Here is a 12,703-nt window from a genome sequence, read left to right on the forward strand (position 1 = left end):
GCCCAGCGACTGCAGGAGCCAGGTGCCCATGTCCGATTCCCCCGCGTCCCCGACTGCCCCCACCGCTGAAGACAAGCGCGCCGAGTTGCGCAGAGCGGCCCTCGAATACCACGAGTTCCCGGTCCCCGGAAAGATCGCCATCGCGGCGACCAAGCAGATGACCAACCAGCGCGACCTGTCGCTGGCCTACTCGCCAGGCGTGGCCGCGCCCTGCGAGGAAATCGTCAAGGACCCGGCCAACGCCTTCAAGTACACCTCGCGGGGCAACCTGGTCGGCGTGATCAGCAACGGCACCGCCGTCCTCGGCCTGGGCGATATCGGCCCGCTGGCTTCCAAGCCGGTGATGGAAGGCAAGGGCGTCCTCTTCAAGAAGTTCGCCGGCGTCGACGTGTTCGACATCGAGATTGACGAGAAGGACCCGGTCAAGCTGGTGGAAGTCATCGCTGCACTGGAGCCCACCTTCGGTGCCATCAACCTCGAGGACATCAAGGCCCCCGACTGCTTCTACGTCGAGCGCGAACTGCGCAAGCGCATGAAGATCCCGGTGTTTCATGACGACCAGCACGGCACCGCCATCACCGTCGCGGCGGCCATGGTCAACGGCCTCAAGGTCGCCGGCAAGGACATCGCCAAGGTCAAGCTCGTGGCTTCCGGCGCCGGCGCCGCCGCGCTGGCCTGCCTGAACCTGCTGCTCAAGGTCGGCCTGAAACGCGAAAACGTCTTCGTCACCGACTTGGCCGGCGTGGTCTACGAAGGCCGCGAAGAGTTGATGGACGACGACAAGCGCCAGTACATGCAGAAGACCGACCTGCGCAAGCTGTCGGAGGTGATGGTGGGCGCGGATGTGTTTCTCGGCCTCTCGGCGGGCGGCGTGCTGAAGGCCGACATGGTCAGGACGATGGCCGCCAAGCCCATCATCTTCGCGCTCGCCAACCCGAACCCCGAGATCGCGCCCGAAGACGCCCATGCCGTGCGCGGCGACGTGATCATGGCCACCGGCCGCACCGACTACCCGAACCAGGTCAACAACGTCCTGTGCTTCCCGTACATCTTCCGCGGTGCGCTGGATTGCGGCGCGACCACCATCACCGACGAGATGGAAATCGCCGCGGTGCATGCCATCGCCGACCTGGCCCAGGCCGAGCAGAGCGAGCGCGTGGCCGCCGCCTATGCCGGTGAAAAACTCAGCTTCGGCCCCGAGTACCTGATTCCCAAGCCCTTCGACCCACGGCTCATGATGAAGATCGCGCCGGCCGTGGCCAAGGCGGCCGAGGAAAGCGGCGTGGCGATGCGCCCGATCAAGGACATGGACGCGTACCGCGACAAGCTGCAGAGCTTCGTCTACGCCTCCGGCACCACGATGAAGCCGATCTTCGACATGGCGCGCCGCTCCACCCGCAAGCGCGTGGCCTTCGCCGAGGGCGAGGAAGAACGCGTGCTGCGCGCCGTCCAGATCGTGGTCGACGAGGCCCTGGCCCGCCCGACCCTGATCGGCCGCCCGGCCATCATCGCCCAGCGCATCGAGAAATTCGGCCTGCGCCTGAAGGAAGAGCTCGACTACGACGTCGTCAACGTCGAGCAGGACCACCGCTACCGCGACTTCTGGCAGACCTACCACCGCATGACCGAGCGCATGGGCCAGACGGTGCAGACCGCCAAGATCGAGATGCGCCGCCGCCTGACGCTGATCGGCTCGATGCTGCTGCACAAGGGCGAGGTCGACGGCCTCATCTGCGGCACCTGGGGCACGACACAGACGCACCTGCACTACATCGACCAGGTCATCGGCAAGCGCGTCGGCGGCTGCGAGAGCACCCCGCAGGACGTGCCGGTGTATGCCTGCATGAACGGCCTGCTGCTGCCGGATCGCCAGATCTTCCTGGTCGACACCCACGTCAACTACGACCCGACCCCCGAGGAACTGGCCGAGATCACCACCATGGCCGCCGAGGAAATGATGCGCTTCGGGCTGAAGCCGAAGGCGGCGCTGCTGTCGCATTCCAACTTCGGCACCAGCAACCAGCCCACGGCGATCAAGATGCGCAAGACGCTGGCCTTGCTGCGCGAACAGGCGCCCTGGCTGGAAGTCGACGGAGAGATGCACGGCGACGTGGCATTGGACGGAAAGCAACGGGCAGCCGTGATGCCGCACAGCGCCTTGGCCGGCGACGCCAATTTGCTGGTTTTCCCCAACATCGATGCCGCCAACATCTCCTACAACCTGCTGAAAACAGCCGCTGGCGGCAATATTGCCATCGGGCCGGTGCTGCTGGGGGCTGCCAAGCCGGTGCACATTCTCACGGCGAGTGCGACGGTCCGCCGGATCGTCAACATGACCGCACTCACGGTCGCTGACGCAAACGCCGAACGCTAAAGCATTCAAAGACAGCGTGCGCTAACTTACCGCTTAATCTCGCGCTGCCTGGCACTGCTCAATTCTTGGGCAGGGTGCTTGCTATTCGTGCGCGTCTGATGCACACTAGCGGGCTGAATTTTCGGGTTAACCCCAAGTTGGCCCCGGATTCGGCCTCGCTCTTTATTTCCTCCTGGTGCCCCATGGCGGCTCACGCCCCGATCACGTTTCCTGTCTCCAAGTTTGCGCTCACTAGCTTTTTGCTGGTTGCGCTCTCCACCGGGGTCCAGGCCCGTGAATGGTTCGGTTCCAGGAGCGGGCAGCCGGAAACGGGACCGATCGCGTTGTCCGAATTGCCCGTGCAAGGGCAGAAAACGTACGCGGCCATCCTGAAGGGTGGCCCCTTCAAATATGAGAAAGACGGCACGGTGTTCGGCAATCGCGAACGCCAGTTGCCGCGGGAACGGCGAGGCCATTACCGTGAATACACGGTCGATACCCCTGGTTCGCGAGATCGCGGTGCCAAGCGCATTGTTTGCGGCGGCGAACAGACCACACCGTCTGCCTGTTGGTATACGGCCGACCATTACACGAGTTTCAGGCGCATCACGCCATGAGCAGTGACGAATTGGAATGGAGGGGCGCCTTGCCGCGCCAGGATGCAATGACGACGACAACCACTGAAAGACCAGCGGAGATGACTTTATCCCTTCGTGCCGTGCGGCCGAACATCGTGCAGTCGATTCGCGCATTCCGCGTGAACGACCTGCAGGAGGCCGCGCACGCAGCCGGTCAGCACTTCCTTTACGCCAACCTGGGCAACGCCCAGACCAAGCAGGACGTGCTCGACCTGATCGCGCAACAGTTCACCTTCCCGGCACATGTCGGGAAGAACTTCGACGCGCTGTACGACTGCATGACCGATCCGCTGCACAAATCGGGCCCACAGCCTGGTTTCGTGGTGGTGCTGGAGCAGATCCCGGCCAACACCAAGTTCGACAAGGAAGCGCGCGAGCAACTGCTCGACATCTTCCGCGACGCCTCCGACTACTGGGGAGACCGGAAGATACCGTTCAGGTGCTTCTATTCTTTTCTGTAGCCCGTTCTGCACACACCAGCCAAGCAGAACGGGCGAACGAGGCTTCGCAGGGCACGGCCGTGCTCTCCGGGATCGCCATCGAGGTCGATCCCAACGCCGAGAAGATGCCAACCGACAAGTTGGTCGACGTCTCGCCATTGGCGCTGCGCATGAGCAGCCCCTTCAACGCAAGGTATTGGTTGGCTGCGGCCTGAGAGCCTGAGTGTTGGCCCGCCGCGGGCCGCGCATCGGTCGAGTCGCGCTTTCCATCCATCATCCGTCGCAGTGCCCACTGACCGGCCATCCCGGCCGATGGCGCTGCGCCAGCAATTCAAGCCCGTCCACGCACGGGCTTTTTTCATGGCGGGACGGCTTGCGCCAGCGCGACGTACTCCGCCACCGGCACTTCCTCCGCACGGCGCTGGCTGTCGAACGCACCGCCGAAGCCATGCGCATCCAGCCACTTGCCCAGCGTGTGGCGCAGGATCTTGCGCCGCTGGCTGAAAGCCACCTGCACGATTTCGCCCAAACGACCGGCATCGACAACGGGCGGCTCGGCCAGCGGCACCATGCGCACGACGGCGCTGTCGACGCGCGGCGGCGGATCGAAGCTCTCGGGCGGCACGAACAGCACGTTCTCCATCGCATAGCGCCACTGCAGCATCACACTCAGGCGGCTGTAGTCGGAGGTGGCCGGTCGCGCCACCATCCGGTCGATCACTTCTTTCTGCAGCATGAAGTGCTGGTCGGCGATGAGATGCGCGAAGCCGAGCAGGTGGAACAGGATCGGCGTCGAGATGTTGTAGGGCAGGTTGCCTACCACGCGCAAAGCGACTGGCGCCTTTTGCGCGGCCAATGCGGCGAAGTCGACTTTCAGCACATCGGACTCGATCACCTCGAGTTGCGCATGGTTGCGCAGGCGTGCGGCCAGGTCGCGGTCGAGTTCGACGACGGTGAGACGGCCCAGGCGCTCGACCAGCGGTTGTGTCAGCGCGGCAAGTCCCGGCCCGATCTCCACCATGGCGTCACCTGGCTGCGGCGCGATCGCCTGAACAATCGCGTCGATGATGCCGCCGTCGGTCAGGAAGTGCTGGCCGAAGCGCTTGCGTGCGATGTGCTTCAAGACTGCGGCGGCTCGCGGAACTCGACGTACGCGCGTGCGCGCACCTCCTGGGCCCACGTGTCGAAGGCATCGTCGAGCTTCTTGTCGCGCAATGCAGTGCGTGCCGCCTCGCGCTGCTCGGCCGCGTTCAGCTTGGTGTCGCGCCGGCCTTCCACCTGGATCAGGTGCACGCCGAAGCGCGAGACCACCGGATCGCTCACCTCGCCGGGCGAAAGGCGGTTCATGGCTTCTTCGAACTCTGGCACAAACTGGCCGGAACGCGACCATCCCAATTCGCCACCGTCCTTGGCGCTGCCATCCTGAGAGTTGTCGCGCGCAAGCCCTTCGAAGGTGGCCGTGCCGCCCTTGATGCGGCGCTTGAAATCGGCGAGCTTGGCAATCGCCTGCTCGGTGCTCATCTTGGCGTCGGTGCGCAGAAGGATATGCCGGACTTGGGTTTGCGTGACGTTCGCGTCGGCAGCGCCCGGCTGCGACCTGGCGAGCACCTTGAGCACATGGAATCCGGCCGGCGAGCGCACCGGACCGGCAATGCCATTGACCGCCGTGCCCTCGACCGCATCCCGGAACAACTGCGGGTACCGGTCCGCGCTGCGCAAGCCGATCGCGCCGCCCGCGACCTTGTCGGGCGCGTCGGAGAGTTCGCGCGCCAGCTTCGCAAAGTCTTCTCCGGCTCGCACGCGCCTGGCGATATCCTGGGCCTTCTGCTCAAACGTGGCAGCCTGCGCGTCGGTCGCGCCCTCGGGCACGGCCACGAGGATCTGCGCCAGGTTGATGTCGGAAGGCAACGCGCCATTCGGCGAAGTGCGCTGATCACGCAGGAACTGATCGACCTCGAGATCGCTGACCTTGACCTTGGGGTCGACCTCGCGTTCACGCAGGCGCGTCAACAGCAACTGATTGCGCAGGTCGCGCCTGAATTCCGCCTGCGAGAGGCCATCGGCCGCCACGCGTCGGCGCAACTCCTCGACGGTGATCTGGTTCTGGCGTGCCACCGTCTGTTCGGCCTGGTCGACCGAGACTTCGTCGACCTTGATGCCCTGTTCCTTGGCCAGCTGCAACTGGGCGCGCTCGCTGATCAGGCGCTCCAGCACCAGCGAGTTCAACTGCGCCCGCGGCATCTTGCCGGCTTCGTCGGGGTTCTGCTCGATGATGCGCTGCACGCGCGTCTGCACGTCGGAGTTGGTGATGGGCTCCGAATTGACCAGCGCCACGATGTATTCGGCGGAGCGCTGCACCGGCGGGCGCGCGGCCGCACGCGGCGCCTGCGCTGGCGGCACGGCGAAGCCCTGCGGCGCCTTCATGATGTCCGTGATGCCACGGGCAGGCGCCCCTTGCGAGGCGGCGCCAGTGGTGGGGGATCGGGAGCCTTGGGCCTGCGCGCCGGTCGCCATGCCAAGTACCGCTGCAACGGCCAGCGTGCGGGTAAAGCGAAAGTGTTTCATGACGGAGATGCTCAATCGTAGTTTGTGTAGCGGCTCGGTCCGGGAACCGGCTGGCGCAGCGGTGTGTAGCGCGGAATGTTGGTTTGCAGGGTTCGCAGGGGGCTGGTGCCAACGCTGGTGAAGCCCACGAATTCAATCTGGAACATGATGCGCGTGTTTGCGGTGACCTGACCCGTCGTAAGCCTTTCCAGCACGATACGGCCGATGTAGCAACAGCCGTCGTATTCGAGGCCCACGATGCCGTCGGTCATCTTGCGATCGACCAGGCTGTAGTTGAGCCTGCCAACCGCATACCAGCGCCCCCCGCCCAAGCCGCGCCCCAGCCCTACATTTTCGTCCTTCGTTCCCCACAGGTCGTTGAGCGGCCATTGCCAGCCGATGTCGAACGACTTGTTGCCGTCGCCCGCGCCCGGGGTCGAGTCGGCCTGGTACCGGTACGCCGCGGTGATCGAGCGGTAGGGTCCGGGGCTGTAGCGCAAACCCAGCGTGTTGCGAGTCGACGTGTGGGTGTCCGGGTTGTACTGGATGGTGGTGTCCAGGCTCCACTTCGGCGTCCAGTTGATCTGCGCGCCCATCAACACGTCGCCTACCCCCTTTTCCACGGTCGGGACCGTCGGAAGCTGCACCCTCTGGTCGCTGAAGCGCAAGCGCTGCGCAATGCCGAAGCGTGCGGCTTCCTCTCCGGTATCGGCATCGATCAGTCGCGAGGTCACGCCCAGCGTGAGCAGGTTGTTGTCCGCGATGCGGTCGTTGCCCGAGTAGGCGTTCTCGGTGTAGACGGTGGCGAAGTTGAAGTCGTTCGCCGCGGTGTCGTAAACCGGGATCGCGCTCTGGTCGCGATAGGGTGTGTAGACGTAGAACGCGCGTGGCTCCAGCGTCTGGACCAGGGCGCGGCCGAAGAAGTTGGTGTCGCGCTCGAAGACCAGTCCCCCGTCAAGGCTGAAGGTCGGCACCGTCACGTTGGCGGACGACACGCCGTTCATCTTTTGATAGGCCTGCGCGTCGGACCGCACCGAGAGCGGGTCATCGAAGGAATACGCTCGCGCATTGAGCAGGAGCTTCGGAACGACGAAGGTGCCGGGCGTCAGGAACGGACGGCTGATGCTGGCCTGCGAATACACCCGTTCGGCATTCGGCTGGGTCAACAGCACCGACGGCTGGTTCGGAGCCGCGACGTACTGGTACTTCTGGTACTGCAGCAAAGGATTGCTGTCGAAACGCGTGAAGTCGTTGTTGAGCGTGATGTCGAAGCCGTTCCAGTCGTACTTGTTGTAGTCGGCCGTGACTTGCGGCATCCGGTTGTACGGCGGAACGAGCTTCGAAGTCGTCGTGGTGTCCTGCAGCGTCTGGTAGTACAGCGCGCGCGCCTGGCCGGTCCAGTCGCCCTTGGCCCAGTTGAGCGTGCCGTCGTTGGCCAGCAGGCGCGTTGTCAGCGAGGGAGTGCGTGCAAAGTCGCGCCAGTAGTCGTCGTCGCTGACGCGATTGATGTTGAGCGTGCCTCTCAAACTGTCGAGCCCGAGGGGCTTCGGATCGAAGATTTGTGCATGCGAGGTCCAGATGCCCCAGCGCTCGCGATCGCGCAAGGTGTCGTCCGGCATGTAGTCGACGCGCGCCTCGCCGTTGTAGCCCTGTTCGAGGTAGCGGAAATCGGTGCTCAGGTTGAGGCCGCGCTTGCTCATGAAAGTGGGCGTGAGGGTGATGTCCCGGTTGGGTGCGAGGTTCCAGTACCAGGGCTGGACAATCTCGAAGCCATTGACGTTGTCGATGCCGAGCGTCGGCGGCAACAGGCCGGTCTTGCGGTTGCTGTTGAGCGGGAAGCTCAGGCTCGGGAACGGCGGCGTGCTGATGATGCCCATGAAGGACAGCTGCGCGTTTTCCGCAACGCCGACGTTTTCCTCGGTATCGGTATGCAGGGTGGTCGCGCTCAGCATCCATGCCGGCACCCAACCCGGATAGTCTTCGCGCCGGCAGGTGGTGTAGGTGGCTTCCCGCGCGACCGAGCGGGACTGGTCGACGAAATCGATGCGCTGCGCGTCCCCATGGCCTCCAGTGGCCAGGAAGCGGTAGCGCACGTTGTTGAAGAATCCCTCGAAGCTCTCGACCTTGAGTTCGAGGTCCGGCCCCGAGTACTCGTTGCCGGCCTGGTTCACCCTCACGTGTCCGGTGGCCTTGGCCAGGTCGGCGGGATGTTCGTACGAGAGCTTCTCGGCGTTGATCACCATGTCGCCGCGGCGCAACTGGGCGTCGCCGGTGACCTCGGTTTGCAGGTCGGGCTGCCCCGAGATGCGCTCCCCGCTGACGAAGCTCGATTGATCGCCGCGCAGGGCCGGTGGCACCGTCTCCTGCAGTTGCGGCGTGCGCTTGAGGATGAGTGGCCCCGCCAAGTCAAACGTTTGCGCGGAAGCGCCGTGCGCATGCAGCAGCGCGAGCGAAAGCACCGCCAGCGGGAGCGGGGGTCGGCACCGGCGCCGGGGGGCACGGGTCAGGTCAGGCGTCGGCACAGGCAAGGGCGTCGGGCAATTTCAGGCAGGGTGGCCGGTGGTGATTGGCGCAGTTGGCAAGAGCTCAGGCCGAAGCCGAGTCCAAAGGCTGCCGGCGGCCGTCCGCGCCAGGCGGATTTGTAGAATTGATTATCCATGACAGTACCTTCGCCAACGCCCACCGGCGCCGACCGGGCCATCGCGTGGAGCGACCCCGCCCGCGCATCCGCATTCCAACAATGGCTCGCGGCCATCGCACCGGCCCAGGGACTGCGCCCCGAGACCGTGCGGCTGGCCTCGGCCGACGCCAGCTTCCGCCGCTACTTCCGCGTCGACAGCCTCGATGCCGCGATAGGCACCCGCATCGTGATGGACGCACCGCCCGCGCTGGAAAACAGCGCGCCCTTCGTGCAGGTGGCCGGGCTGATGGCCGAGGCCGGCGTGAAGGCGCCGCGCGTTCTCGACTGGAACCAGGCCGACGGCTTCCTGCTTCTCGACGACCTCGGCCGGCAGACCATGCTGGACGTGATCGACGCCGAGCGGCCCGAGGCCAACCTGCCGCATTACCTGGAAGCGATCGACGCGCTGATCCGCTGGCAACGGTCGTCCAAGCCTGGCGTGCTGCCGCCGTACGACAAGGCATTGCTGGAGCGTGAGCTGTCGCTGTTCCCGCAGTGGTACCTGGGCGCGCACCGCGGCGTGGCGGTCGAAGGGATGCTGAAGGAGCGGCTCGAACGCGCCTTCAAGATCATCGTCGAGACCAATCTCGCATCGGCCAATGTCTACGTGCACCGCGACTTCATGCCGCGGAATCTGATGGTTGGCGCCCCTGCGCCTGGCACGGCCGTGTCCTCGCTGCCTCCCGAGGGGGCGTCTGCCGCCCTGGGGCGACCCGCCCACCAACTTGGCGTGCTGGACTTCCAGGACGCGGTCTACGGCCCCATCACCTACGACATCGCCTGCCTGATGCGCGATGCGTTCCTGAGCTGGGACGAGGAGTTCGTGCTCGATGTGACGGTGCGCTACTGGGAGGCCGCGCGCAAGGCGAAATTGCCGGTCGACGACGACTTCGGCAGCTTCTACCGTGCGGTCGAGTGGATGGGCCTGCAGCGCCACCTGAAGGTGGCCGGGATCTTCGCGCGGCTGACGCTGCGCGACGGCAAGCCGCGCTACCTCGCCGACACGCCGCGATTCATCCGCTACATCCGCACCACCTGTGCCCGCTACACCCAGCTCACGCCGCTGCTGCGCGTGATCGACGAGGTCGAAGGCACGACCGACACCATCGGCTTCGCGATTCCGCGCGTCTGACCGGCGCCACGATGCCGCGATTCCATTGCTCCATCCCGCTGTCGAGCGGCGACACGCTGGCGCTGCCGCCCGGTGCGGCGCGGCATGTGCAGGTGCTGCGATTGCAGCCGGGCGACGAGATCACGCTGTTCGACGGCAGCGGCGGCGAATTCGCGGCCACCGTCGAGCGCATGGGTCGCAGCGACGTTGCGGTGAATGTCGGCGCGCGCGACGCTGTCGAGCGAGAGGCGCTGCGCCCGGTGCATCTCGCAGTGGGCATGCCGGCCAACGAGCGCATGGACTGGCTGGTCGAGAAAGCGACCGAACTCGGCGTGGCGAGCATCCAGCCGTTGATGACGGCGCATGGCGTGCTGCGCCTCGCCGGTGAACGCGCGGACAAGAAGGTTGCGCACTGGCAGGCCGTGGCGGTTGCGGCCTGCGAGCAGTGCGGTCGCAACCGGGTGCCGCAGGTCTTGCCGGTACGCTCCTTGAACGATTGGCTCGGCGCCTTGCCCGCGCCTTGCGCAGGCGAACAGCGTGGCATCCTGAGCTTTGCCGCGGGCGCACGCACCCCGGCCGGGCTGGTGTCGGAGTCGCCCGCCAGCTTCACGCTGCTGAGCGGCCCGGAGGGTGGGCTGAGCCCATCGGAGGAGCAGGAGGCGTTGCGCCGCGGCTTCGTGCCGCTCACGCTGGGCCCGCGGGTGCTGCGCGCCGAAACCGCGGCGATTGCGGCCTTGGTTTCCCTCTCAGGCTGAGGATCGGGCGGCCGGGCCGGGCTTTCCCGCGCTGCGCGAATGGGCAGGCGTGACAGCCGTGGTCCGGGCGCGCAGAATTCCTCCGGTCGCCCACCTTCTCGCGCGAGCGAGATCGCACGGCGGTTTCGAGGCAGCGTTTCACACTGATCCCTTGAATGCCGTGGCCCCGGTCGATAGGGGGCCATGCGATTCAGCAATGTGGGCTGTCACACATCACGCGCGGTTGGACGCGCAAAACGGGGGAACACCATGGGATTGCTGGATTCGGTATTGGGTCAGGTGCTGGGCGCGGTCGGACAGACGCAGCCTCAACAACACGGAGGCCTCGTCGGCTTCGGTGGCGAACTGGGTGGGATCGCCGGCGCGCTCGGTGGCCTGTTGGCCAACAACGGGGCGGTGGGCGGCTTGGGCGGGCTGGTTTCGAAGTTCGAGCAGGCTGGCATGGGCGATGTGATCGGCTCGTGGATCGGCAAGGGCGACAACGCGCCGATCTCCGGCAACCAACTGGGCGAGGTGCTCGGCGGGGACGCGATTTCCGGCATCGCGAGCAAGCTGGGTGTGGACACCACGACGCTGCTGCCCATGCTCGCCACCATGCTTCCCTCGCTGATCGACCAGCTCACACCGCACGGCAAGGTGCCGGAACAGGGCCTGGGCAATCAAGACGACCTGCTTTCTTCACTGAGCGGCTTGCTGCAAAAAGGCTAGGCGCAACGCTGCCCACTGCCAAAGGCGCCTCACCCGGCGCCTTTTTCTTTGCCCGGGAGGTGCAAGGTCGCCCGGCTGCGCTACGCATGCCCCGCACAATGCCTTCATGAACAAGAACCTCTGGCTGCTGGCGATCTGCCAAGGGCTGTTTCTCACCAACAATGTCACCTTCATCGCCATCAACGGACTGGTCGGCCTGAGCCTTGCGCCGCGAGGGTGGATGGCGACCTTGCCGGTCATGGGCTATGTGGTCGGCGGCGCGCTCAGCACCGGGCTGGTGGCCCGCTCGCAGCGTCGCTTCGGCCGGCGCGGGTCGTTCCAGCTCGGACTGGCGGTGGCTGTCTGCTCGGCCCTTTTGTGCGCCTATGCGGCCCATGGCAAGTACTTCTGGCTGTTGACTTTCGCCACGCTGGTGGCGGGCTATTACAACGCCAACGCCGGCCTGTACCGCTTTGCTGCGGCCGAGATCGCAGCACCGGCCTGGCGCGAGAAAGCCGTCTCACTGGTGATGGCCGGCGGACTCATCGGCGCGGTGATCGGGCCGAACCTGGCTGCCGTGACGCGCGGGCTGTTCGATGCGCCATTCGTCGGCGCGTACCTCGCGCTGGCGGTGGTGGCGCTGCTGTCGATGGCCGTGCTGCGCTTCATCGAGTTTCCGCCGCCGCTCAGCCGCCAACAGGCCGCGGGCGGCCGGCCGCTCGGCCAGATCATGCGGCAGCCCGCATTCCTGGTCGCGGCAGTGGCCGGGTCGCTGGGCTATGGCGTGATGAACCTGCTGATGGCCGCCACGCCGATCGCGATGCAGGTCTGCAGCCTGCCGTTCCCCGACATCGCGCTGGTGCTCGAATGGCATGTCATCGGCATGTTCGCGCCGGGCTTCTTCACGGGCCACCTGATCCGCCGCTTCGGCGCGTTGTCGGTGATGGGCGTGGGGCTGCTGCTGAACCTCGGCTGCATCGCGGTGGCGCTCTCGGGCGTGGACCTGCACCAGTTCCTGTTCGCGCTGACGATGCTGGGCGTGGGCTGGAATTTCCTGTTCACCGGCGCGACGACCTTGTCGCTGACCACCTACACCCCCGAGGAAAAGGACCGCGCCCAGGGCGCACTGAACTTCTGCATGTTCGCGACGCTCGGCGTGACCTCGTTTGCATCCGGCGTGCTGGTGACGACGCAAGGCTGGACGCTGCTGAACTACGGCTCGTTGCTGCCCGTGGCGCTGACAGGGGCGGCGCTGTTGTGGCTGGCGTTCACGCAGCGACGCGCGGCACGGCTCGCGGCGTGATCCGGCGGCTCTCCGCAAGCTTGGCCCCACGCGCGAGAAGGTGTGAAGATTCCGTAGCGAGGCGCCAGCCCGGAGGCCGGTTCGCGGAGCGGAACCGCACTCCCGTGCGGTGACAACGAAGTTGCGGCAGAGGCTGACAACTTTGCCAAGCGCTTGTCATGCCGGAGCCAGCACCTCAGGCCCGGGATCGGT

Annotated in this window: 11 protein-coding genes; 8 read left to right on the forward strand and 3 right to left on the reverse strand. The window is 65.8% G+C overall.

Annotated features, from left to right (window positions below; all coding sequences use genetic code 11):
* The first annotated feature begins 28 nt into the window (after positions 1-28).
* From WKW82_RS01460 to WKW82_RS01475, 4 genes are all read left to right on the forward strand, one after another.
* Positions 29-2,374 carry an NADP-dependent malic enzyme gene (locus WKW82_RS01460; RefSeq protein ID WP_340340470.1) on the forward strand — a complete coding sequence of 782 codons (2,346 nt, stop codon included), beginning with the start codon at positions 29-31 and terminating at the stop codon, positions 2,372-2,374.
* Between the two features lie 182 nt (positions 2,375-2,556).
* On the forward strand, positions 2,557-2,970 hold the full coding sequence (locus WKW82_RS01465; RefSeq protein WP_340340471.1) for a guanyl-specific ribonuclease: 414 nt from the start codon (positions 2,557-2,559) through the stop codon (positions 2,968-2,970).
* Positions 2,971-3,017: 47 nt separating this feature from the next.
* Positions 3,018-3,452 (forward strand): barstar family protein, encoded by a 435-nt coding sequence (locus WKW82_RS01470; protein WP_340340917.1) that lies wholly within the window; start codon positions 3,018-3,020, stop codon positions 3,450-3,452.
* A 59-nt stretch (positions 3,453-3,511) separates the two neighbouring features.
* Complete coding sequence (locus WKW82_RS01475) at positions 3,512-3,646, forward strand: hypothetical protein (protein ID WP_340340472.1); 135 nt, start codon at positions 3,512-3,514, stop codon at positions 3,644-3,646.
* A 143-nt stretch (positions 3,647-3,789) separates the two neighbouring features.
* Here WKW82_RS01475 and rsmA read toward each other — a convergent pair whose 3' ends face one another.
* The 3 genes from rsmA to WKW82_RS01490 are packed head-to-tail and all read right to left on the reverse strand — an operon-like array spanning position 3,790 to position 8,497.
* Positions 3,790-4,554 carry a 16S rRNA (adenine(1518)-N(6)/adenine(1519)-N(6))-dimethyltransferase RsmA gene (rsmA, locus tag WKW82_RS01480; protein ID WP_340340473.1) on the reverse strand — a complete coding sequence of 255 codons (765 nt, stop codon included), beginning with the start codon at positions 4,552-4,554 and terminating at the stop codon, positions 3,790-3,792.
* A complete protein-coding gene (locus WKW82_RS01485; RefSeq protein WP_340340474.1) occupies positions 4,551-5,996 on the reverse strand; it encodes a peptidylprolyl isomerase in 1,446 nt (481 codons plus the stop codon). The genes rsmA and WKW82_RS01485 overlap by 4 nt, the downstream gene beginning before the upstream one ends.
* An 11-nt stretch (positions 5,997-6,007) precedes the next feature.
* Entirely contained in the window at positions 6,008-8,497 is a 2,490-nt protein-coding gene (locus tag WKW82_RS01490; RefSeq protein WP_340340475.1) for an LPS-assembly protein LptD, read from the reverse strand.
* A gap of 135 nt (positions 8,498-8,632) precedes the next feature.
* Here WKW82_RS01490 and WKW82_RS01495 point away from each other — a divergent pair, with 135 nt between their 5' ends.
* The 4 genes from WKW82_RS01495 (at position 8,633) to WKW82_RS01510 (ending at position 12,511) form a co-directional block, all read left to right on the forward strand.
* Positions 8,633-9,787 (forward strand): aminoglycoside phosphotransferase family protein, encoded by a 1,155-nt coding sequence (locus WKW82_RS01495; protein ID WP_340340476.1) that lies wholly within the window; start codon positions 8,633-8,635, stop codon positions 9,785-9,787.
* Positions 9,788-9,798: 11 nt separating this feature from the next.
* On the forward strand, positions 9,799-10,521 hold the full coding sequence (locus WKW82_RS01500; protein WP_340340477.1) for a 16S rRNA (uracil(1498)-N(3))-methyltransferase: 723 nt from the start codon (positions 9,799-9,801) through the stop codon (positions 10,519-10,521).
* 249 nt (positions 10,522-10,770) lie between these two features.
* A complete protein-coding gene (locus WKW82_RS01505) occupies positions 10,771-11,229 on the forward strand; it encodes a YidB family protein (protein ID WP_422823389.1) in 459 nt (152 codons plus the stop codon).
* A 106-nt stretch (positions 11,230-11,335) separates the two neighbouring features.
* Positions 11,336-12,511: an MFS transporter gene (locus WKW82_RS01510; protein ID WP_340340479.1), complete on the forward strand. Its 1,176-nt coding sequence runs from the start codon at positions 11,336-11,338 to the stop codon at positions 12,509-12,511.
* The last annotated feature ends 192 nt before the right edge of the window (positions 12,512-12,703 follow it).

Origin of the sequence: Variovorax rhizosphaerae (genome assembly GCF_037889975.1) — a bacterium.
GTDB classification, from domain to species: Bacteria; Pseudomonadota; Gammaproteobacteria; order Burkholderiales; family Burkholderiaceae_C; genus Variovorax; species Variovorax rhizosphaerae.